Consider the following 23,316-nt stretch of genomic DNA (forward strand, 5'->3'; position numbering starts at 1 on the left):
GACAGGCACCGAATGGGAACGTAAATGCCCCACTATGGTGCCAGGCACCTAAGTACTTTTTCACCTTCAAACATATCTAGAGTTTTAGCAAACTTAATAAAGTCACAGTTACCTGCCCTTTCTCCTATGCCTGAAATTGTACAGTCTGCAAACTTAGCTCCTGCTTCTACAGCTGCAAGGGAATTTGCTAGTGCCATTCCGAAATCATTATGAGCGTGAATTTCTATTTCTATAGGTACTTCCTGAAGTAATTTTTTTATACTATAAAAAATTTTTCTTGGATAAGATATTCCTACAGTATCAGAATATCTTATCCTTTTGATCCCAATTTCAGAAACAGCTGTGCAAAATTCAATTAAAAAACTTATATCAGACCTTGCCGCATCCTCCATACCTACGGTTACTTCATACCCTTTTTGTAAAGCATAGGTTGTACATTTTTTTATACGCTCTAAAACCCAGACTTTATCTTTTCCAAGTTTATATTTAATCTGTAAATCAGATGTGGGAATAGATATATGAACTATATCTACACTACAATCTATGGAAGCGTCTATATCTTTAATATTTGCCCTGTTCCAGGATGATATTTTACTCTTTAAACCCAACGCTGCAATTTTTTCAATACTTGCTTTTTCCTCTCCACCCATAGCTGCCGAACCCACTTCTATCTGATAAATACCCATATCATTTAAAATTTTAGCAATTTTAACTTTTTCATTTATTCCAAGGGCTATTCCTGCTTTCTGTTCACCATCTCTTAAAGTAGTATCTACAATATTAACATCCATATGAAGCACCTCCTTTTTTAGTTAAGAATTAATAATTAATAGTGAATAGTTACTGAATATTTTTAAAATCATTAAACATTGAAATCAGTTCCTTATCAAAAATATTTCTTTTAAGTTTAATACTGTTTTTTCTTACTTCTTTCAAAAATTCTCCAATATCTACATCCTGATAGTCTATATTAAGTTCCTTCAGTTTTATCATCACTGCTTTTTTCCCAGAATGTTTTCCTATATACATGATTCTCTTCTTTCCAATATCATAGGGATTGTATGGTTCATAAGTATCTGGATTTTTTTCTATACCATCTACATGAATACCGGATTCATATTTAAAAATATCTTCTCCTATTACAGCTTTCATAGGATGTACTTTTTTGTGGGTAAGTTTTGTATACACTTCTACTAGCTGTTCCATAAATTCTAAGTTTCCACATACTTTCCCACCTTTTATGACCTTTAAGCCTAAAATAACTTCTTCTAAAGATGCAAATCCATAAACCTGTCCATTAAAAGCTGCAGTTACAACATCAGCACCATCAACACAGGATTCAATGCTTACGGAAGTTGCCATATAAAATTTATCATCTGCACAAAAATCCACATATACTGAAAACCGATTTTTTATATTTTCTATAAGTCTGTTCCACCCAGCTATGTTATACTTTACAATGCCCTTTATTCTAATGCATATTATATTAAGTTTGCCAAAAATTTTACAGTTATCTTTTACATTGAACTGTTCTAAAACTTTAATATCTACTTCTAGTATTATCTTTTTATTTCTTAACTTATTTAAAAATTCCTCTGGTAATATTTCAGCTTTTTTGTAATCTATAATTAAATGTTCAAATTCGTACACATCTAATAGATCTCCCACCCTGTATATGTAGTCTACATTTTCAGGAAGGTTTTTTATTTTTTGAAGTACTTCACCATTAATTTCTATAAAATCTACACCTATATTTTTAACGAGTGTTATAAATTCATCCGCTAAATCCTGATCAACTATCTCAGCCCTTTTTACAACTTCAGGTAAAGTTCTATCTACAATAAGCTTTTTTTCTTTTCCTAATATGATGGACATACATACACTACCTTTCAATACACAATTCACAATCCACAGTTCACAATTTTAGCATCCCTATCCTGCATTCATTTCCGAATGAATTTTATCCTCTTCTAATATTTTTACAGCTTTTACTATGCCTTTGTTTATAGAATCATACATTTCAATAACCTTAATTCCTCTTTTTTCTAACTTTTCTGTTGGATCAACACCTGCCCTAAGTGCAAGAACCGCATTACAGTCACCTATGACTTTCATGGTTTTTTCCATTTTATCCTCATGTTCATCACATTCGTACACTCCTGTGCAATATTTATCCACATTCCTCTTTTCCAAAAACTTTGTAGTTCCATCATTATAAGTATAAATATAAAATTCATTAGCGTGTCCAAAATGCTGATCTATATTAATACCTGATTTAGAGGATACTGCAAACTTATATTTTTTACTTTTAGCTGCATTTTTAAGGAGCTTCTCTTCTTCTACTTTTTTATCATCAGAACATTTGCCCAAACAGCCTCCGCAGCCTACATTTCTAAAATCTATAGAACGATCTTCTGAGAGTGTTCCTATGGCATCTGCCCTACACTGTCTGCAGTGGTACATTTGTTTCATACTCACTTCACATTCTTTTCTCATTTCATTTAATTCTATATTGGAAACAAGAGGCAGATCTTCAAATACACTTCCCGAAACTGGTATCATCTGCATTATATTTGTCATATATGCTCCACATTCCTTAACTTTCTTAACTACTTCTTTTATGTGATTATCATTTATACCCTTGAGCATAACTATATTCACCTTGCATATTATACCTTTAGAGCACAGGTATTTTAGTCCTGTAAGTTGGTTGTTTAAAAGTATTTTTGCTCCTTCTTCTCCAGTATATTTGTGTCCTAAATAATTTACTTCTTTATATATTCTTGATCCTATTTTGCTGTCTACTGTATTTATTGTAACTGTGACATGTGATATGCCAAGCTGTACCAGTTCGTTTGCATAGAATGGGAGCATAAGTCCATTGGTAGATAAGCAAAAAGTTGTTTCAGGAGAATACTCTCTTATAAGCTTTAGCGACTCTCTAACCTGATCAAAATTTGCAAGGGCATCTCCAGGACCTGCTATACCTACTACAGTCAAATTTTTCATTTTACTCTTAACAATTTTGAACTTTTCAAGAGCTTCTTTTGGACTTAAAACCTCACTTGTTACTCCCGGCCTACTTTCATTTGCACAATCATATTTTCTGCTGCAGTAATTACAACTTACATTACATTTTGGAGCTATTGGTATATGCATTCTAGCAAATTTATGTGCATTATCCCCAAAACAAGGATGTGTACAGCTTTTATCAACAAGAGATTGTACGATTTCTTTTTCTGCCATTTTTGCAAAAGGTGCATAAAAGTCATTATAAGCTTTTTCCCTGTAAGTATTTTGGGTATGAGAAAGCATAACATTTGCCACAGAATCTATTAAAAAGGCAGATCCACTATATGCTGTTATTACCTGCCTCTGCCCTCCAACTCTATCATGGATAGGAAATCCTATTCTTATTATTTCAAGCTTCAATTTTTGTGCCATTCTTCTACCATCTGAATTTCCTATAATCAAATTTATTTTAAGCTTTTCAGCATAATCTTCCATAGTTTTAAAATCAGTATCATCTAAAACGATACATTCTTCTTTTTGAACCTTTAATTCTTCCTTTAACTTTTCTCTAAGCATTTCATTTTTAGATCCCATACCTATCATTTTTATTAATATTCCATTTTCTTCGCAGAGCCTTGACACTGCATATACAAGTTCCGGCTCTCCATATAAAAGTATCCTTGCCTCACCTGTATACTTATGGTTGTCAACCATGGCATCTAAATATCTTCCCCTTTGAACTACGTATTTATGTGGTATTGAAATACCAGTTATTTTAGATATGAATTCAATAAATTTATTTGTATTTCTAAAACCTATTGGTATGGGACATTTGTAAAGAGGCACTTTGAATTTATCTTTTAAATATGTGCCAGGAGATTTATCATCTGAAATGGTCATGCCCATTTCAATAGTGCCTACTGCTCCAGACATCTTTTTAATATCTTCTATTTTAGTTCCTCCAGATGGAATTCTCTTATATTTTTCATTATGAGCGGAATCAAGAGTATTAGATACATCCGGTAAAATCGTATATTCTACTTTAAAATCATCTAGTATTTGTTTTATATTTCTCACATCACCCGGATTTAAGTTGGCACATATTATATTTAATTTCCCTGTACTCTCAGATTTTTCACATGCTTGTTCAACAATACTTCTTAAAACTTGAAAGTAACCTTCTGCCTGGGTAGCACCATATCCCGGTGTGGATGCTGTTATTATCTTTATATTTTTAATTTTCTCATTATCCTTTTCTTCATTATAGAATTCTTCTACTATCCTCTTTGTATCCTCTCCTATGGTCTCTGCAAGACAGGTTGTCATTACACCAATAGTAGTAGGTTCATACATTTTAATCATATTTCTAAGGCCTTTTTTCAAATTTTCACTTCCACCATATACAGTGCCCTGTTCCGTAAGAGCAGATGATGCTATATCCACAGGTTCATTATAGTGGGTGGCCATGTGTCTTCTGATATAAGTGCTGCAACCTTGAGAACCATGTAAAATTACCATATTATTTTCTATTCCCTTAAAGGCCATTACTCCTCCCATAGGCATGCACATTTTACATGGATTTATATCTACATTTACCAATTTTTTATTGCTCATCTCCATCATCCCTCCATAAAATTTATATATATTGCCAAACAGGACTATTTACAGTCAAATCTATTTCCTTAGCAAAATTTATAGCTCCCTGAAATCCTCCTAGTATGTGTTTTCTCTCATGATTGTGATCACAAAAAGCAACTCCAAGTTTATATGCAAGAGGTCTTTCTTTAACTCCTCCTACAAGGACATCTGCTCCCTTTTCAACCATGAATCTTTCAAGTTCATAAGGATTTGCATCATCAAGTATTACAGTCCCCTCATTTGTAATTTGCCTTATTATTTCATAATCCTCTGGTTTTCCAGTTTGAGTTCCAACCATTACAGTTTCAATTCCAAGATCCCTAAATTGTTTTATAAGTGATATAGCCTTATAGCCGCCTCCTACATATATTGCAGCCTTTTTACCTTTAAGCCTTCCCCTATAATATTCAAGTTCAGGTTGTATCTTTTCTTCCTCTTCTTTTATGAGCTTTTCTGCCTTTTTTACAGTTTCTTCATTTCCTACAAGATGTGCCACCTGCAAAAGTGAATTTTCAGTATCCTCAAGACCTACAAAACTTGTCTTTATAAACGGAATATCATATAGTTCTTCCATCTTTTTAGCTAAATATCCCATAGAACCGGCACACTGAACTATGTTAAGTTTTGCCCCAGGTGCTTTCACTATTTCATCAACTTTTCCATCACCTGTGAGTTTTGAAACAATGTCAATTCCTATTCTCTTCAAGTAGTTTTCTACCACCCATACTTCTCCTGCCAGATTAAAGTCACCGAGATAGTTAATTCCATTTAGCTTTTTTTCACTTTTTTTATTTCCTATGAGTTTCAATATGGCATTACAGGCAGCTCTATAACCAGTAGATTTATTTCCCGAAAATCCAGGAGACTTTACAGGTATTACTCTTATTTTGTATTTTTCTTCGGCCATCTTGCAGACTGCATCTACATCATCTCCGATAACTCCTACAATACAGGTTGCATATATGAATATAACCTTTGGATGAAATTTATTTACTATTTCATCTACAGCTGCTCTTAATTTTTTTTCACCTCCAAATATAACATCAGTTTCACTTAAATCCGTAGAAAAACTATTCCTAAATAATTCAGAACCACTTGACAAACTTCCACGAAGATCCCATGTATAAGCAGCACAACCTATTGGCCCATGTATTAAATGAAAAGCATCTGTTATAGGATTTAAAACTACCCTTGCTCCACAATACACGCATGCTCTCTGGCTGACAGCTCCAGAAACACTGTTTTCCTCACATCTGATTTTTGTATCTTTGTCCTTGGAGTTATAACAGACAAATTCTTTTCTATCTTCTAGGATTTCTGACTTTCTAGCTTCCAATTTTAAAAATCTATCTCTATTTTTTTCGTGAAGGTCATGATAAAAATCTTCTTTTATTTTTTCCATAAACAACCCACCTTTTTTATAATTAATAGTTTAGAATTAATAGTTAAGAGTTATGGATGATTTTCTTCCGCTAAAGCTTCAGAAAATCTAAAATGTAATAAGCATTGCAGCTTCGCTTCAATAGGCTTTAGTTTCATTTATTTGAATAATAGTGATTTGGCGGTTTTAAAAAATTACGAGGCAATATTTTTAAAGAACAAAGTATAAAGTTGAAATATCAAATAAGGATAATTTACTTTGACTTCCGTTACACGATTCTTAGATTAAAATTTAATTTATACTATAGAGATATTTTTACAATGCACAGTTAAGAATTCACAATATGGAATCTAAGTAAGATTTGAACTTATACTTGGTAATATGATGACAAAATTGAAAGCACATTTAAAAAATTTTTTATAAGTCTTAGCGACGTATTTTGAAAAATCTTAGAAACTTAGGTATTGTTTGAGGTACGAGTTTAGCTAAGTTTCTTTAGATTTTCAAAATACAAGCTTTAGACTTATTAAAAGTTTTTATAGTGGTGAAATTTGTCAGCATATCCTGCAGTATATTTCAACTCTCAACTTAGAATTCTTATCTTACTGTTTCAAAATCTTCTTCCGCACATTCTCTCTCTTCTTTATCAAGCATAGCGTTTAACATTGACTCAACTAATTTTATTGCACCGTAATATCCAACCTTTGGAGTATATTGATGTCCGTATCTGTCCATTACAGGGAATCCAAATCTAACAAACGGGATATCTTCTGCCCTAGCAATAAACTTACCATACGTATTTGAAATAAGAAGATCTACTCCTTCATTTTTTATAAGCTGGTGCATTTCAAAGAAATCACTGTTGGCTTTCACAATTCCTTCTAAACCTGCTTCGTCCATCATAGCTTTAATTTCCTTCTCAAATAATGATCCTGGAGTACCAGTTATGACATATTTAGGAATCATGCCCAAGGTTATGACAAATTGGGTAAGGGAAATGACCACATCTGGATCTCCAACTATAGCTACTTTTTTACCATTAAAGTACTGGGCACTATCAATCATCATGTCAAGAAGCTGTCCTCTTTCCTCCTCAAGTTCTGCTGATACTTCCTTACCTGTCAACCTAGCTAAATTCATAAGTAAATCGTCCATGGCATCTATTCCAATAGGTGCCCTCAAGGTTTTATATGGAACCTTACACTTATTTTCAAGAGATTTTGCCGCAAGTTCTGAAGCATAATTTCCAAAGGCTACAGTAAAATCTGAATTTCCAGCATCAACTATGTCTTCAATTTTTGTTCCACCTTTAGGATACATTTTATAATCCCCTGTATTTGGAGTATCAAACACTCCATTTGTATCAGGAAAAATTATATATGGAATGTCCATAAGTTTAAAAATTCTCTTCATTTCTTTCATATCTGCAGGACCTACAAATCCCGGTATTATATTAAATTTGCCATTTTTCTCTCCACTACTTTTAGAAAGATATTGAACCATACCATTTACCATATTGGAAAATCCAGTAACATGGGAGCCAACATAACTGGGTGTATTGGCATGAATGACAAGTTTACCTTCAGGTATCTCCATCTCTCTTATATAAGTAGGTAAATCATCTCCTATAGTTTCTGATAAACATGTCGTATGAATAGCTATAATATCTGGATTATACATGGCAAATATATTTTTAACAGCTTTTTTTACATTAGCCCCTCCACCAAATACACTAGCTCCTTCAGTAAATGAGCTTGTAGAAGCCATAGCAGGTTCTTTGAAATGTCTTGAAAGTACAGTTCTGTGATAAGAACAACATCCTTGTGAACCATGGCTGTGTGGAAGGCAATTATGAATTCCAAGAGCCGCATACATAGCACCAACAGGTTGACAGGTTTTAGCCGGATTTATTCGCAGCTGCTTTCTTTCTACTAATTCTTTTGGTGTTGCATCTAACATTACTGTTCACCTCCTATAACTTTTCCTTCCAATAAGGATTCTTTTTTCCAAGGTGGAGTTAAATACCTCCATGCTGGAGTATATATCCCCCCTGCAAGTTCCCTTGCAAATATTATTGCACCTTTAAATCCTGCATAAGGACCTGTATAATCATAAGAATGAAGCTGTCTTGACAAAACTCCCATTTTTTCAATGGCATATTTCTCCTTTATTCCTGTCAAGAACATATCAGGGTGCAGTTCCTTTATGAATTTTTCCATTTCATGTGCGTTCATGTCATCTATTATTACCGTATTTTCATCCATTTCTTTTTCCATTCCACCATAGTAAGCAAGAGGTACACCTTCTGCCTTGAGAGCTTCTACCCTTTCTTTAGGCAAAACCACATGATATTTTTCCTTGTCAGGATGTACAGTCAATTGAGGAATATTTTTGCTATCAGCATCAATCTTTATTGTAGGAATGACCTCCCTGCCTTCATAATCATCACGGTGGGCAAATTCATATCCTGCAAGAATTGTTTTTACCCCAAAATCTTTTAAAAGCACCTGATAAGTATGTGACCTTGATCCACCAACAAATAAACAAGCAAGTCTACCTTCAAGTTTTTCCCTATAATACTGCATATCTACCTGAATATCTGCAAGTTCTTCTTCAATGACTTCTTCAGTTTTTTTATACAAATATGGATCATCAAAAACTTTAGCTAAATCTCTTAAAGTATTAACAGTACCCTGTATACCTATAAAGTTACACTTAATCCACGGTATGCCATACTTGGTTTCCATCATCTCTGCTATATAGTTTATAGATCTATGACACTGCACTAAGTTTACATCTACAGTGTGGGCATTTTGAATACGTTCGTAACTCCCATCACCAGTAAGAGTTGCCACTACGTTATACCCTATTTTGTTTAAAATTCTTTCAATCTCCCAAGCATCTCCGCCAATGTTGTATTCGCCCAATATATTTATGGAATACTTTTTATGCTCACCCTTCCCAGTGCCAATGATTTCACTCATAACGGTATTGTTTGCTATATGATGTCCTGCAGATTGGGTTACTCCTTTATATCCTTCACAGCTAAAGGCAAGCACATTGATTCCATAAAGTTTTTTAGCTTCCTGTGCCACTGCATTTATATCATCACCTATAAGTCCGACGGGACATGTAGCATATATACCTATAGCTTTAGGATGAAAAATTTCAACTGCTTCTTTTATTGCCTGCTTAAGCTTTCCAACTCCGCCAAAAACTATATCTTTTTCTTCCATATCTGTACCAAAAACATATTCCATAAAATTTTGGCTGCCTTTTTCACTTTTAGCTTTGTTTCTTCTTCCACCCCAACTATAAAAAGAACATCCAACAGGTCCGTGAGTTATATGAACCATATCTTTAATAGGGCCCATGACAACCCCCTTGCAGCCTGCATAACAGCATCCTCTAGATGTAATTACTCCAGGCACTGTCCTTATATTTGCTTCAATGATGGGTTTTGGATCTTCCTTTGTCTTTACAACTATATGTTTTTTTCGATTCTTATAGGTTTTAGCTGGATATGGCTCCAAAACTTCATCTACTATTTTATTTAGTTCTTTTCTCATAAAATCACATCCTTCCATAAAGATTAAACAGCTTCATCTCCAGTTTCTTCTGTCCTTATTCTCACAACATCAGTTACATCTATTACAAATATTTTTCCATCTCCAGGATTTCCTGTCCTATTTGTCTCTATTAAAGCATCAACAACCTTTTTTACTTCTTCATCCTTAGCCAGTACAATAATTAACCTCTTTGAAATTAATCTGTGCACTTCAGATATCTGCTCTGCAACTTTTTTATCTGAAAAATCCACCATATCGCTTCCAGATATATAATCTTCAATTATAGAAAAATCCACCTTTTTCTTACCACGCCCAACAACTTTTTTGCATGTAATAGATGGAAATCCAGCTGCAGCAAGGGCATCTTTTGTCTTGCCCACCATATCCATTCTAATAATAGCCATAACTTCTTTCACCTTACATGCCTCCTTATAATTCATTTGTACCCGAACTTATTGTATATACTTCCTCCACAGGAGTTACAAATATTTTTCCGTCTCCAAAAGCTCCTTTATTACCGGTTTTTGCACTTCTAGTAATGATTTTTATAATATCATCCTTATATTCATCTTTTACTACTATGAGCATCATTTGTTTTGGTATTTCATCGTAAAATATTTCGCCTACTTTCACGCCTCTTTGTTTACCTCTGCCTACTACATCAAATTTGGTAACTGCCGGAAACCCAGCATCGCATAATTCTGATAGAACTTCTGGTGCTTTTTCAGGTCTAATAATAGCTTTTATCAATAACATATTGAATACCCTCCCCTTTTGTGTTACACTATAAAAAGTTAGAATTTGACCGATTCTGACTTATTTTTTGGGTATATCTCTTGGCGTTTCCATTCACAAACTAAGAGGTATACTCTAGTGTTTTTTGTTTTATTTTTAATATTCATTTTAATCCATCAACCCATGTTCCATAAGTATAGCTTCTAAATCGTCTTGTGCCATTGGCTTTGGTATTACAAACATGTCGTTTCCATCTATAGCTTTTGCAAGTGCCCTATATTCATCTGCTTGTTCAACTTCAGGACTAAACTCTATAACAGTCTGCTTATTTATTTCTGCTTTTTGAACATCATGACTTCTTGGTACAAAATAGATAAGTTGAGTTCCAAGTTTTTTTGCAAAAGCTTCAAGTAATTCCCTCTCATTTTCAACTTTTCTACTGTTGCATATAATGCCTCCTAATCTAACTCCACCACTGTTTGCAAATTTACTTATACCTTTTGATATGTTATTTGCCGCATACATAGCCATCATCTCACCACTAGCTACTATATATATTTCCTGTGCCTTGCCTTCACGTATTGGCATTGCAAAACCACCGCAGACAACATCACCTAGTACATCATAAAAAACATAATCCAAATCATCATCATAAGCGCCGAGTTGTTCAAGCATGTTAATTGAAGTTATAATACCTCTTCCAGCACATCCAACTCCAGGTTCAGGCCCACCTGATTCAACACATTTTATTCCACCATATCCTTTTTTTAATATTTCATCTAAGTCTACATCTTCTCCTTCTTCTCTCAAAGTATCAAGAACTGTCTTTTGTGCAAGTCCTCCTAGAAGTAATCTGGTTGAATCTGCTTTAGGGTCACATCCTACTACCATTATTTTTTTACCCATTTCTGCTAATCCTGCAGTTAAGTTTTGTGTAGTAGTAGATTTTCCAATACCACCTTTTCCATAAATAGCTACCTGTCTCATTTTACACTCACTCCTCACTTATAATTTTTTTATGACAATTATTGTTTAATAATTTATAAAAAATATATCATACCTTTTTAGAAAAATCAACATTTAAATTATTAATTTATTAAAAAATATATACTGTAACCGATAACATTTTAAAATATAAGCATAAAAATTATGATTTTAATAATTACCCACTGATTGTTGTCAATAACTTATCATTTATGCTATATTTGTTTATACTATGTTATATAACTCTTCCCAATTAATTTTACTTCTTTAATATGTAGTTATATTATATAATGTTTGTATAAGGTGACAGGCACCGAATGGGGGCAAAAATATCCCACTATGGTGACAGGCACCATTGAAAGGAAGGATAATTTATGTTAGAAAATACGACCTTAACTCCACAGGAAGTTGCCGATATGCTAAAAATAGCTAAAAATACAGTATATGAATTGATTAAAAGAGGAGAATTAAACGGCTATAAAGTTGGCAAAAAAATTAGAGTTGATTTAAATGATGTAGAAAATTATAAAAATAAGACAAAACACACTACACAAAATGAATCCAGTGATGTTAAAGAAAATGATCTATCTTCTCCTGATATTTTTTATCCTACAAGAGATAATACAAATGGAGGCTTTATAATATGCGGACAGGATGTACTTCTCGATATTTTATCCAGGTACATAGAAATTCGCTGCCCCGGTACTAGAACTTTCCGCTCCTACGTAGGAAGTTACAGTGGACTTTTATCACTTTATATGGGAAAAATACAGGTAGCCACCGCTCATCTTTGGGATGGTGATTCCGATCAATATAATATACCCTTTGTAAGAAGATTAATTCCCGGAATTCCAACTGTAATAATTCATCTTGCTTGCAGAATGCAAGGCTTTTATGTAGCCAAAGGTAATCCTAAAAAATTTAAAGGTTTTGAGGATTTAAAGAGACCTGATATTACTATGATAAATAGGGAAAAAGGCTGTGGTACAAGAATCCTCTTAGATGAGCATCTTAGATTATTAAACATAAGTGGTAGTGATATAAAAGGTTATGCAAAAGAACATTTTTCTCACCTAGAAATAGCTAGTACTGTGGCTAGGGGTGATGCTGATGTAGGACTCGGAAATGAAAAAACAGCCCTTCAAGTTAATAATGTGGATTTTATACCTATTCAAAAAGAAAGATATGAATTGGTAATGAAGAAGGAAGACATAAATAAAGCTCCCTTTAACTCAATACTTGAAATACTCCGTTCAAATCAATTTAAATCAGAACTCCTAGGAATAGGCGGATATGATCTTACTGAAATGGGAAATATAATAGCAGAACTTTAAGGTTTACCGGCTGCAAATTATGCTTGTTCCCCTTAATTTTAAAATGGCACTGCTTCATTTATTATAATTGTGAACAAATTATAAATAATTTATCCGATGACTACCCGCTCTAATACCCCTACTTTGAGAAAAGCGACTATCACCAAATCAAAGATTTGGGATATCTGCTTTTCTCAAAGTGGTAGTAAAGAGCGGTTACGTCCCTGGATAACGATTTCTAAGCATCAGATTTCATCTGATGCCAAGAACTCTGTTTATAAAATTAATAAATTTTCTTTAAAAAAATATATAATAGCATTAACACTATAGGAAATAACTGGTTAAAAGTCTATAGTGTAGACATAAAAATATAATAATGGGGGGACATATATAATGAAAATATCTTTGAAAAAAGCAACGACTGTTATTGTAGCATTTTTCATGCTGTTTTCTTCTTGTAATACGGCATTTTCTAATGAAACTGCCTATGCAGCAGATACAAATGTTACAAGCTGTAATGAGATTGGAAAGACCTATTATGGATTCCAACTTACTTCAGTGAAGGATATGCCAAAAGTTAATTCTACTGTTATGCAGTTTACTCATGTAAAAACAGGTGCAAAACTAATGTATCTTAAAAACGATGATACCCAGAGAGTTTTTGATATCAGTTTTCGCACCCCTACTTCAGACAACAGTGGTGTAAATCATATTATTGAACACTCAGTTCTTGATGGCTCCAAAAATTATCCTGTAAAATCTCCATTTCAGCAAATGCTTAAGAGCTCCTTGGGTTCTTTCATCAATGCCATGACAGGTGCTGATTATACTACATTTCCTGCAGCAAGTACGAATGAGCAGGATCTTAAAAACCTTATGGGAGTATATTTGGATGCAGTATTTCTCCCAAATGTTACTACTGATCCTAATATATTTAAGCAGGAAGGTTGGAGGTATGATCTACCATCTAAGGACTCAGCTCTTTCAATTAACGGTGTTGTGTACAATGAAATGAAGGGTGACTATTCAAATCCTCAGTGGCTTTTACGTAATGCAGTAAATCAATCACTGTTTCCTGATACTTCTTATAAGTGGGATTCAGGTGGAAATCCAGAGAATATTCCTTCTCTTACAAGAGATCAGTTAATTTCAACTTACAAGAAAAACTATACACCATCAAACAGCTACATATATTTATATGGTAAATTAGATATAGGACAATATCTTCAATATATTGATCAAAATTACTTAAGCAAATTTGGCAAAGTTAATGTAGATACTTCCGTTAAGGCCGAAAAATCATTGTCTAATATACCTGATAAAATAGCTTCTTATCCTGTTCCTAAAGATGGAGACACAAAAAAGAAAACTTATCTCTCTTTAAATTTTGTTACAGGCGATATAGGCGATAAGGAAACAAATACAGCATTAACATTTTTGAATTATTTACTTATGGGAACAGACAATGCTCCTCTTAAAAAAGCACTTACAGAAAAGGGTATTGCAGAAAATGTAAGTTCTTCATTTAGTATGAATGGTATTCAGCCAGTATTTTCAATTAATGCAACTAATTCTGATGAATCTTCAAAAGAAGTTTTTGAAAAAACTATTTTTGATACTCTAAAGAATATTTCAAAAAATGGATTTGATAAAGATTTTCTTAAATCTGCCCTTGAGTCCTATGACATAAGCGATCGATCTGAAAAACTTACAACACCTATGCTTGGTGGAAATGGTCTTGTATTATCCCAAACTGCATTGTCCACATGGGTATATGATAAAGATCCTACCATGTATTTTGATACAAGTGACATAATGGAAAAGATAAAGAAATCGGATTCCAATAAATATTTTACAAGTTTAATTGACAAGTACCTAATTTCAAACAACTATCACTCAATGGTTGTATTAAAGCCTGAAGCCGGTCTTGAAAGTAAAACTACTGAAGCTACGGCTAAAAAACTTGCAGATTATAAAAATCAAATAGGAGAATCAGGTGTTAATTCACTTTTAAAAGATACCCAGGATTTTAATGCATGGCAAAAAAGTGGAGATTCAAAAGAAGCACTGGAAACTTTACCAAAGCTTTCACTTAAGGATATTAAACCCGAATTACCAAATTTAAGCTATAAGGTTGAAAATCAATCAGGTATGAAAGTTCTTACCCATAATGCAGATTTAAATGGGCTTTCAAACATAAGTCTTTACTTTGATACATCAAAGGTTCCACAAGATAAATTACATTATTTGAGCCTACTTTCATCTTTGCTTGGAAATGTAGATACTAAGGAACATAGTTATGATCAGCTTTCAAATGAAATGCTGCAGTATGTAGGAAGTACTATTGGTTTTACACCTTCAGCGGTATCAAGCAATAAAGATCCCAATAACTATAGTCCTAAATTAACAGTATCTCTTTTAGCACCTGACGAGAATATTTCAAAGTCTCTTGATTTAACTGAAGAAATTATAAATGACAGCCAGTTTACAAATAAGCAGAGAATAAAACAAATTATTGAGCAAAATAAATCAGCCCTACAGGCAACTTTGACTTCAGGATCAGGTGCGGCTGCAATTATGCGAATGAGTTCCTATATGAGTGAAAGTGGAAGATACAGTGAAGAGCTTACAGGACTTTCCTATTATAAGTTCTTGCAAGACTTGGACAGCAACTTTGATTCAAAATGGGATGAGATCTCTAAAAACCTAAATGATATACGCAAACTTGCATTTAACAGAGATGATCTTATAGCAACTTACAGTGGAAATGAAAATACTTCTGAAACATTTAAAAATGAGTTAAGTAATATAAGTCCTAAAATTAATTCTCAGGTACTTCCACAGCAAAAATATACTTTTGCACAACCTGATAAAAATACAGCTTTTTCTTCCACAGCAAAAGTACAAACAATAATACAGGTTGGAGATTTTAAAAAAGCTGGCTATACCTATAGTGGAAAGATGATGGTACTGCAAAACGTATTAGATAACGGATATCTTTGGAATAAGGTAAGGACAACCGGCGGTGCCTATGGTGTCCAATCTGCATTATCACCTAATGGTGAAGTTATACTTGCATCAATGAGAGATCCAAACCTTAAAGAGACATTAGACGCCTTTCAAGGTACGGTAAACTACCTTAAAAACTTTCAGGCAACAGACAGCGAAATGACAAATTACATCATAGGAGCTATTAAAAGTTTTGTAAATTTAAAATCCAGCGGACCTCTCGAGGAAAGTTCTCTTTGTGATTCAATGTATCTTACAAATTCTTCTGTAAATGATCTTTTGAACTATGAGAAAGAGGCACTTTCAACTACACCAGATGATATAAGAAATTATGGAAATATGCTGGATCAAGTTCTAAAACAAAATATATACTTTGCAGAAGGTTCAGCAGATAAGATTGAACAAAACAAACAATTATTTAATGAGATTATAGATATGCAGAAATAAACTAAGGTGCCTGGCACCAAATTGGGTTGTAAATGTCCCTCTCGGTGCCTGCCACCAATTTATTCTATTCCAGTTTTTATATTTTTTATACAGGCTTTGTGTATCCCTTTTTCCTCCATGACCTTCACTGTTTTTTCATAGTCATAAGTAAATTCTACAATAGTACTTTTTATATCCTCGTCCGGTTCCATTATGAGATAAGTTCCATTAGGTCTGCCTATCTTAGGTTTTCCAATACTTCCATCATTTAAGAGAATTTTATCACCATATTTCTTCCTATAAGGAATATGAGTGTGAGCACATATTAGAACATCTTCTTCTAGCACATCCATTGCTTCTTCCGCTTCTTTGGAATTTTCTTTTAAATATTCATTTATGGATCTATTGCTTCCATGTACAAAATGAAATCTTTTATTTTTAAAATCAAGTACTATTTCTCCAGGAAGTGACTTTAAATAATCCCTGTTTTCCTCTGATAGTTCTTCTGCCGCCCAAGGCATACAAAATTTATTGACTTCATTGTCTCTTATGTAATTAAATTTTTTCTCAAGCACTGCTGCATCGTAGTTGCCAAGTATATTTAATATGTGCTTTTCTCTTACAAGCTGAATTACTTCATTAGGATAAGGTCCATATCCTACCAAGTCTCCAAGACATATTATAGTATCAATGCTTTTCTTTCCTATATCACAAAGTGCTGCTTTAAGTGCTTCCAGGTTTCCGTGTATATCGGAAATAACTGCTATCTTCATAGTTTATCTTTAGTGAGAGAGTGTATAATAAGTACCAAACTCCCACTAAAACTCACCTCTTTTCTTTTTATACTATTTTCTGTGTATAACATGTTAATAACTTTGTGAATATCTTTATATTGATTCAATTTTTGATAATTGCTCTCTTAATCTTTTATTTTCATCTTTAAGTTCTTCCATTTCAACTAACTGGATAATTAAGTTTTTCTTATCTTCTTTCAATTTCTTGATTTCTTCATACAATTGCTTTATCTTATCATCTTTAGCTTTTATTTTATCTTTTGGTGTAGCAACTATACTATCATCAGGAATACCTTTCTCAATAGCTCTAAGACTTAATATACGTTCTTTTAAAATATCATTATTATATAAAGTAGCCTTAGATACTCCTGCTTCCTCAGCTACTATTTTAAAGTTAATTTTCTTCGTTTTTGAACGCTTTAATTTATCTATTACTTTATTAACTTTGTCGATAGTTTCTTGATTCTTCTTTTCTGCAAATATTTTTAAACCTTCTGTATTTCTATTAAGCTTCTTTGCCATTCATTTGCACCTCCAAACTATCTACAAGTGGTTTTAAATACTTATATTTAACATATTGCCTTTCCCAAGAACGTTGTTGCCCTAACTCTTTATATCTTGTCATTTCTTTTTCCATAAGGTCTAATTCTTGTTTTAAGATAGGGTAGAATTTAACCTCGGTAATGTAGTTAGGACAGTTGTAGAAGAAACAACCATCACCATCAGAACAGTTACCCCTTCTAAAATCATACAGACATACTCCTGTCGGCAACGGATTAAAACTCATAGATTTAGATAAATTAGATATTATATCATCAATCTCTTGTTCTGTTTTACCACGAAACTGTTCATTAAGTTTAGACTTTATTTCCTTCGCTCTAAGTCCAGCAATTTTAGAATCTTTACCAAGTATCATATCCGAATATATTTCTTTAACTTCTTCTTCCTTTAAAGTAAGGTAATGTGAAGTCATTTCAATAGACACATGAGAAAATTGTTTCATAATGTGTGCTATAGGAACTTTTTGCTTTATAAGTTCTCTAACAAATGTTGCTCTGAATTGGTGGGATTTTAATGGATATAAGTTACCTTTACTATCTCTTATATCCCATCTTTCAATGAAATTAGGAAGTCTTCTCGAAGTCCATTTATTAACATTCAAAACTCTTATTCCTAAATTGTTTACTAAGAATAACTCCTTTAATCCACTTTTTTCTCTTAAATCTTTAGTATATTCTTCAAGTTCTACAATTGTATTTTTAACTAATTCATTAATAAATACCTTATGAATTATAGATTCACCTTTCTCAGTTTTACCAAGAGTAACTTCGATATAATCATATCCATCATTCGTTGTGTTCACACAACCTTGTCGAATAGATAATACCTCATTAATTCTAAGTCCAGTTTGACTTTGAATTATTATTCCTGCTTTAGTTAGAATATTTTTTTCTTGTGATGCGCATTGAAGTATTTTATCAAATATATCCTCTGGAATAGGTTTAGTTTTATTCTTTTTTAAACTCTTTTTTAAATCCCATAAATCATTAGAAGTAAAATCTACAAATATATTAGTTTTAGGTACATTCCAACCTTTTATTTGACCTATTTTAATAATTTCTTCAACAACTTTTGATGACATATAACCACTTTGATTAGCGACATTTTTATCTTCTTTAAGCCATAAAGAATAATTTAAAAATACTTCTTTAGTTATTTCATTAAAACTATAAATACCGTTTAAATCACAATATTCAATGAATAAAGGCAATGAACCATTTATATAATCCCTTATACTCTTAGGCTTAATTTGTCCTAATTTATAATAGGCATAAAGTTTCACAGTTAATTTCATATCTTCATTTTTAATAAAATTGAAGGTGATTTTCTTATAGTTATTCTTAGTTGTTTTAGCAGTTATAAAAGGTGATAAATCCCATACATCATCAGTAAACTTAGAATTACCAATAGTTATATTACTATAATCATTTTCAGTAGTTATTGGTTGAAAATTTAATTTAGTTATTGCCATCTTGCATTCCCTCCAATCTCTTTACAATCTCTTTTAGAATTTCAATGGTAGGGAGGAAATGCTCCGCATAATGGTCGCCATAGATATTTCCATCTAATTGACTTTCTAACTCTGCTAAATGATTTTTATGAGCCTGTAAATACTCTGGAGTAGTGATATATCTACTACAAGTGTAGCATTTTTGCCTTTTTAGCAATCTATCGCAAATCTTTCCATCACTACAAGGCTTTGTGCAATAACCATCTTCCATTCTTGCTCCTTTATCCTTGTTTTCTTTGAACCAAATTAAATCTTTTTTATCCGATATAACTGTTTCATCAACTTTGTTGATGTTACCGATAATACCTATATTCTTAAATACTTCGGCTCTTTCTTTATCTTTAACATCAGCGTAACTCTGTTTGGTAGTCATAGGAGAAGAATGTCCTAAAACTTCTTGTATAGCCTTTAAATCAGTTCCTTTGGATAGCATATCAGTAGCAAGTGTTCTTCTAAATTGGTGTGCTGTAAGGTTATAATATTCATCATTGGTATCTTTAATATCATTGTTCTTAATAAATTTATTTAACCAGAAGCTATAAGTCCTTTGATTTATAACATCAATTTCCCCAATTCTATTAGATATAGCATTTGCCTTTCTTATATCATGAACAAACAAATAGTCTTTAATACTATCACTAGCCCGTTCTCTTAAATTTTTTGTATGCTCTATCAACTTTTCAACTGCGATAGCACATTCATTAGGAATAGGCATTGGTTGGCGTTCTTTACGGTTTTTATGGTCATACCAAGTTAAAATATATCCACTAATTAAATGTGGCTTAATGCTATCGGTAGTTAATTTAAGCATATCTCCAATTCTCATTCCTGTTGATTGTAGAATGATTATTCCATATTTAATATATGGATTTTCTTCATTAACTAAGGATTTATTTATCTTTTCTAAAACTTCATCAGGAATAAAATCTATTTTAAGTTTTCTATTAATACCTACATATTCATTACCTGTAAATATCTCTACTTTAGGCACTTCATTAGGCATATATGATTGCCCCCAACGAATAATAGCCTTTACTTTATCTAAATGTATTTTTTGAGTTTGGTAAGAAAGTGGTTTATTAGTTTTATTTGATATATAAGTTTTAAGGAACGATATAAATAATTCAATATTATTATTAGTTAATTCCTTTAACGAACTTATATTATGAGCAATTAGAAAATCATTAAACAACTTAAAGCCACCATTATCTGAATACAATTTAGATAATGTCTTATTTCCTTCTTTATAATTTCTCCAAACATAAGCTTTAACTATATTTTTAATGCTATCGCTCTCGATATATGAAAAATCGAACCTAAACTTCTTTCCATACCATTGTGAATTGCTATCATTATCTATTAATTTCCACACATCACCATTAGGCATTTTACTTGCCATTTGCTCCACCTCCAATTAAAGAACTCTTATTCCAATATCTGCTTAAATTGTCTTCAAGGTACTGATTTGAAATATGAGTATATTGTTGAGTAGTAGTGATATGTTCATGCCCTAAAATTATCTTAACAACACTAATATCCATACCACTTTGGACTAAATCAGTTGCACAAGTATGCCTTAAATCATGAAAATTAAGGTTTATTCCAGTTTTCTTTTTAACTGTATTAAAAACTTCATAGGTTGCTCTATACGTTAAAGGCTTACCTAAATTTTGTTTTTGCTGTGATACAAAGATATAACTATGCTCTGTGTCAATATTATTTCTTTCTTCCATTATGAAATTATCTATTTCTTCAAGTAAAGCCATAGGAATATATAAGTTTCTTGTTTTACCTTTAGATTTTATATTTTCTAACATTCCAATTTCTTTGGAAGTGTCTGAATATGGTATATCCTCAATTTGAAGTTCTAATACTTCACCAATTCTCGCCCCTGTAAGGTACATTATTTTAAATATTAATTTATCTCTCCAAGTAGGCAAAGCATTTAAAAATGTTTCGGCATCATTATCTGATATTAATTTAAAAGTAGTTTTACTTTCTTTAACTTTGAATATTGATTGCTTAGTTTTGTTATTGCTTCTTGCGTGGTGTAGTAGGCTTTTAAACATATCAAATGGTCTATTTACTTCTTCCATTATGATAGGATTATTTATCTCTCTAACCATTCCACAATACTTATAGAAGTTATAAACAGTACTAAGCATTCTATTTATAGTTTTACCTGTACGCTTACTTTCTGCATATACACTAACTACGTTATAAGTACCATTAGGCTCTCTAAGATATTCTATAAACTCTCCTATAATATTAGGTGTTACTTCGTCATATTGATAAGTTTCTCTATTCAAAAACTCCCAATATATCTTTAAATCTGTCCCATTAGCCTTTATAGTATTAAATGCTCTATCCTTTTGTCTAAGGTATTTCAAGTAGTCATATACAGGCTTAACCAACCTCATACTATTATCTAACAGAACAACAATATCTTTTTCTTTATATCTTATCGTGTGTAATTCCACTTCTTCTGTTCCTCCATACTTATTTTATATGTCTAACAAGTTCATACTATCATTTTACCATTTATACTAAGTCTATATCAATGATAATATTACCTTATTAATATCTATATCAAGTATGGTACTCACTTACTCTTATACACTCTCTATCTATACTCTCTTATCCTTGTATAATACTACTATTTTATATAGTTATATTATTATTTACTACCTATACTATAATCACTAAAGATAACATAGTTTATCGTTCCTTTCTCTTTGGTGCCTGGCACTGAATGGGGTAATAAATATCCCTCTCGGTGCCAGGCACCTAGTGGGATAAATTTTTATATCTGTCACAAAATATACTGAGGTGATTTCATTGAAAAAAAGTTTTTTATCAAGTTTGATATTATGTTTTGTATTATCTACAAGTACAGTTCACGCACAATCGTCAACTTATACCGTAGTATCCGGAGATACCATGTGGAAAATTGCAGTAAAAAACCAAGTTGGAATAAGTGAGCTGATATCTGCCAATCCGCAGATTGCAAATCCTGCCATGATAATACCAGGACAGAAGATATCTATTCCAAATATAGATGTAAAAACAATGGAAAATCAAGTTATAAAGCTGGTAAACCAATCAAGAGTAAATGCAGGATTACAACCATTTACAGCAAATTGGGAACTATCAAGAGTAGCCAGATACAAATCTCAAGACATGGCTAACAAAGGATATTTTGATCATACATCTCCTACCTATGGTTCACCTTTTACCATGATGCAAAACTTCGGCATAAAATTTACTGCTGCTGGCGAAAATATTGCCATGGGACAAAGAACTGCACAGGAGGTAATGAATTCCTGGATGAACTCTCCAGGACATAGAGCCAACATTTTAAATCCAAGTTTCAATCAAATAGGAGTTGGTCTCGCTAAAAATTCTAATGGAACGTGCTACTGGACCCAACAATTTATAAAGTCCTATTAAGCAATAGATGCCTGTCACCGCATTGGAACATTTTTATTCCACTCGGTGACAGGTACCAAAGCAAAAAGGAGGTTACACCCTCCTAAATTCACATAATTATTTAATCGATCTTCTATTTTGGATTAGTTCTCCAACTCCATTAACTGTCCCTTCTACATGTGCTACTTTATGAGTTAAATTATCCATCTCAGCTTTTCTTACATTATTGCTGTGTTCTATTGCTTTTACTACATTATATATCTCATCTTGTCTTTTTTCCATGTTGTCAAGTCTTTTTTCTATGTTATCAAACCTTAGGTCAATATTATCTAATTTTTGCAAAACAAGTTGAAATATCTGATTTGTTTCCTTATCCAAATTTTTCTCACCGCCAATAAAGATATTGTTTTTATATTATAGCACCTATAATTCCATATTTCAATCTCTAAAATATGAAATAAAATTTTCATCAGGTATTTGCTAGAAAAAAGAGAATATCCTCGAAGGATACCCTCTATATTGATTTGACTATTTAATTTTTCAACCAGAGTAGGACCTGACTATTTTTATGACTCAAAGATATTTTAAGATATGTTAGTACAATTTCATCCGTTCATATTTAAATAGGAAAAGGAAGGTTGTACTTCCCTTCCTCTCCTCTATTTTTATATTTACATATTTTCCTAGCGGTCTGACCCCTTTGCGAGGAATGTCTTCCGAGCTTTCTAAAAACTATTTTACTGTAATAGTATAAGTAGTTATTAATGTTCCTCCTGATGTGAAAACTTTTAATACATCACCAGTAACAACATCAATAGTAGCAGCAGGTGAAGCAATTTCAGTTGTTCCATCCGTCCCATAAACTTTAACTGTATTTCCTACAGTAGTAGGAGTTACTCCTGTTTTAAAGTTTGCTACTGCAGGATCTGTAATTTGTCCAACAAGTTGCATTAAT

Annotated in this window: 19 protein-coding genes; 3 read left to right on the plus strand and 16 right to left on the minus strand. The window is 32.4% G+C overall.

The genetic code is table 11. From position 1 onward, the window contains the following. Positions 1-32: 32 nt before the first annotated feature. From CLCOS_RS06715 to nifH, 9 genes are all read right to left on the minus strand, one after another. Entirely contained in the window at positions 33-791 is a 759-nt protein-coding gene (locus CLCOS_RS06715; protein WP_063600369.1) for a homocitrate synthase, read from the minus strand. 49 nt (positions 792-840) lie between these two features. Then, on the minus strand, positions 841-1,905 hold the full coding sequence (locus tag CLCOS_RS06720) for a homocitrate synthase/isopropylmalate synthase family protein (protein WP_242872328.1): 1,065 nt from the start codon (positions 1,903-1,905) through the stop codon (positions 841-843). Positions 1,906-1,932: 27 nt separating this feature from the next. Next, positions 1,933-4,626, minus strand: a complete 2,694-nt coding sequence (gene nifB / locus CLCOS_RS06725; RefSeq protein ID WP_063600367.1) for a nitrogenase cofactor biosynthesis protein NifB — start codon at positions 4,624-4,626, stop codon at positions 1,933-1,935. A 22-nt stretch (positions 4,627-4,648) separates the two neighbouring features. After that, the gene (nifE, locus tag CLCOS_RS06730; RefSeq protein ID WP_063600403.1) at positions 4,649-5,986 is read right to left on the minus strand and encodes a nitrogenase iron-molybdenum cofactor biosynthesis protein NifE; all 1,338 of its coding nucleotides are present in this window, start codon (positions 5,984-5,986) and stop codon (positions 4,649-4,651) included. A gap of 642 nt (positions 5,987-6,628) precedes the next feature. Then, entirely contained in the window at positions 6,629-7,990 is a 1,362-nt protein-coding gene (gene nifK, locus CLCOS_RS06735) for a nitrogenase molybdenum-iron protein subunit beta (RefSeq protein ID WP_063600366.1), read from the minus strand. Then, positions 7,990-9,600 (minus strand): nitrogenase molybdenum-iron protein alpha chain, encoded by a 1,611-nt coding sequence (nifD, locus tag CLCOS_RS06740; RefSeq protein WP_063600365.1) that lies wholly within the window; start codon positions 9,598-9,600, stop codon positions 7,990-7,992. Before nifD ends, nifK begins: the two co-directional genes overlap by 1 nt. 23 nt (positions 9,601-9,623) lie before the next feature. Beyond that, positions 9,624-10,016 carry a P-II family nitrogen regulator gene (locus CLCOS_RS06745; RefSeq protein ID WP_063600402.1) on the minus strand — a complete coding sequence of 131 codons (393 nt, stop codon included), beginning with the start codon at positions 10,014-10,016 and terminating at the stop codon, positions 9,624-9,626. A gap of 13 nt (positions 10,017-10,029) precedes the next feature. Then, positions 10,030-10,356 (minus strand): P-II family nitrogen regulator, encoded by a 327-nt coding sequence (locus CLCOS_RS06750; protein ID WP_063600364.1) that lies wholly within the window; start codon positions 10,354-10,356, stop codon positions 10,030-10,032. Between the two features lie 147 nt (positions 10,357-10,503). After that, positions 10,504-11,322: a nitrogenase iron protein gene (gene nifH, locus CLCOS_RS06755; RefSeq protein ID WP_013237172.1), complete on the minus strand. Its 819-nt coding sequence runs from the start codon at positions 11,320-11,322 to the stop codon at positions 10,504-10,506. A gap of 371 nt (positions 11,323-11,693) precedes the next feature. Between nifH and CLCOS_RS06760 the strand changes: the two genes are divergently transcribed. Both CLCOS_RS06760 and CLCOS_RS06765 read left to right on the plus strand, forming a co-directional pair. After that, entirely contained in the window at positions 11,694-12,653 is a 960-nt protein-coding gene (locus CLCOS_RS06760) for a helix-turn-helix transcriptional regulator (protein WP_013237171.1), read from the plus strand. Positions 12,654-13,025: 372 nt separating this feature from the next. Then, positions 13,026-16,088, plus strand: coding sequence for an insulinase family protein (locus CLCOS_RS06765; protein WP_063600363.1), 3,063 nt, complete (start codon positions 13,026-13,028; stop codon positions 16,086-16,088). 59 nt (positions 16,089-16,147) lie between these two features. Here the strand turns inward: CLCOS_RS06765 and CLCOS_RS06770 are convergent, their stop codons facing one another. The 5 genes from CLCOS_RS06770 to CLCOS_RS06790 all read right to left on the minus strand — a co-directional run bounded on the left by CLCOS_RS06770 (position 16,148) and on the right by CLCOS_RS06790 (position 21,412). Next, positions 16,148-16,840 (minus strand): metallophosphoesterase family protein, encoded by a 693-nt coding sequence (locus tag CLCOS_RS06770; protein WP_063600362.1) that lies wholly within the window; start codon positions 16,838-16,840, stop codon positions 16,148-16,150. Between the two features lie 114 nt (positions 16,841-16,954). Beyond that, positions 16,955-17,383: a DUF6262 family protein gene (locus tag CLCOS_RS06775; RefSeq protein ID WP_063600361.1), complete on the minus strand. Its 429-nt coding sequence runs from the start codon at positions 17,381-17,383 to the stop codon at positions 16,955-16,957. After that, positions 17,367-18,893 carry a tyrosine-type recombinase/integrase gene (locus CLCOS_RS06780; RefSeq protein WP_063600360.1) on the minus strand — a complete coding sequence of 509 codons (1,527 nt, stop codon included), beginning with the start codon at positions 18,891-18,893 and terminating at the stop codon, positions 17,367-17,369. Before CLCOS_RS06780 ends, CLCOS_RS06775 begins: the two co-directional genes overlap by 17 nt. Continuing rightward, a complete protein-coding gene (locus CLCOS_RS06785; RefSeq protein WP_063600359.1) occupies positions 18,880-20,331 on the minus strand; it encodes a tyrosine-type recombinase/integrase in 1,452 nt (483 codons plus the stop codon). Before CLCOS_RS06785 ends, CLCOS_RS06780 begins: the two co-directional genes overlap by 14 nt. Beyond that, positions 20,321-21,412, minus strand: coding sequence for a tyrosine-type recombinase/integrase (locus CLCOS_RS06790; protein ID WP_063600358.1), 1,092 nt, complete (start codon positions 21,410-21,412; stop codon positions 20,321-20,323). Before CLCOS_RS06790 ends, CLCOS_RS06785 begins: the two co-directional genes overlap by 11 nt. A gap of 358 nt (positions 21,413-21,770) precedes the next feature. On the opposite strand from CLCOS_RS06790, the gene safA reads away from it, so the two are divergent. Beyond that, positions 21,771-22,382 carry a SafA/ExsA family spore coat assembly protein gene (safA, locus tag CLCOS_RS06795; protein ID WP_063600357.1) on the plus strand — a complete coding sequence of 204 codons (612 nt, stop codon included), beginning with the start codon at positions 21,771-21,773 and terminating at the stop codon, positions 22,380-22,382. A gap of 96 nt (positions 22,383-22,478) precedes the next feature. Here safA and CLCOS_RS06800 read toward each other — a convergent pair whose 3' ends face one another. Beyond that, positions 22,479-22,739 (minus strand): hypothetical protein, encoded by a 261-nt coding sequence (locus CLCOS_RS06800; protein WP_063600356.1) that lies wholly within the window; start codon positions 22,737-22,739, stop codon positions 22,479-22,481. Between the two features lie 354 nt (positions 22,740-23,093). Then, positions 23,094-23,312, minus strand: a complete 219-nt coding sequence (locus CLCOS_RS06805; protein ID WP_063600355.1) for a hypothetical protein — start codon at positions 23,310-23,312, stop codon at positions 23,094-23,096. Between the last annotated feature and the right edge of the window lie 4 nt (positions 23,313-23,316).

Source organism: Clostridium coskatii, from assembly GCF_001675205.1.
GTDB classification, from domain to species: Bacteria; Bacillota; Clostridia; order Clostridiales; family Clostridiaceae; genus Clostridium_B; species Clostridium_B ljungdahlii.

Excerpts from the sequence above, each read along its gene's own strand:
- CLCOS_RS06715 (WP_063600369.1), bottom strand. The coding sequence starts at position 791 with ATGGATGTTAATATTGTAGATACTACTTTAAGAGATGGTGAACAGAAA.
- nifB (WP_063600367.1), bottom strand. The coding sequence starts at position 4,626 with ATGAGCAATAAAAAATTGGTAAATGTAGATATAAATCCATGTAAAATG.
- nifK (WP_063600366.1), bottom strand. The coding sequence starts at position 7,990 with ATGTTAGATGCAACACCAAAAGAATTAGTAGAAAGAAAGCAGCTGCGA.
- nifD (WP_063600365.1), bottom strand. The coding sequence starts at position 9,600 with ATGAGAAAAGAACTAAATAAAATAGTAGATGAAGTTTTGGAGCCATAT.
- CLCOS_RS06750 (WP_063600364.1), bottom strand. The coding sequence starts at position 10,356 with ATGTTATTGATAAAAGCTATTATTAGACCTGAAAAAGCACCAGAAGTT.
- nifH (WP_013237172.1), bottom strand. The coding sequence starts at position 11,322 with ATGAGACAGGTAGCTATTTATGGAAAAGGTGGTATTGGAAAATCTACT.
- CLCOS_RS06760 (WP_013237171.1), top strand. The coding sequence starts at position 11,694 with ATGTTAGAAAATACGACCTTAACTCCACAGGAAGTTGCCGATATGCTA.
- CLCOS_RS06765 (WP_063600363.1), top strand. The coding sequence starts at position 13,026 with ATGAAAATATCTTTGAAAAAAGCAACGACTGTTATTGTAGCATTTTTC.
- CLCOS_RS06770 (WP_063600362.1), bottom strand. The coding sequence starts at position 16,840 with ATGAAGATAGCAGTTATTTCCGATATACACGGAAACCTGGAAGCACTT.
- CLCOS_RS06775 (WP_063600361.1), bottom strand. The coding sequence starts at position 17,383 with ATGGCAAAGAAGCTTAATAGAAATACAGAAGGTTTAAAAATATTTGCA.
- CLCOS_RS06780 (WP_063600360.1), bottom strand. The coding sequence starts at position 18,893 with ATGGCAATAACTAAATTAAATTTTCAACCAATAACTACTGAAAATGAT.
- CLCOS_RS06785 (WP_063600359.1), bottom strand. The coding sequence starts at position 20,331 with ATGGCAAGTAAAATGCCTAATGGTGATGTGTGGAAATTAATAGATAAT.
- CLCOS_RS06805 (WP_063600355.1), bottom strand. The coding sequence starts at position 23,312 with ATGCAACTTGTTGGACAAATTACAGATCCTGCAGTAGCAAACTTTAAA.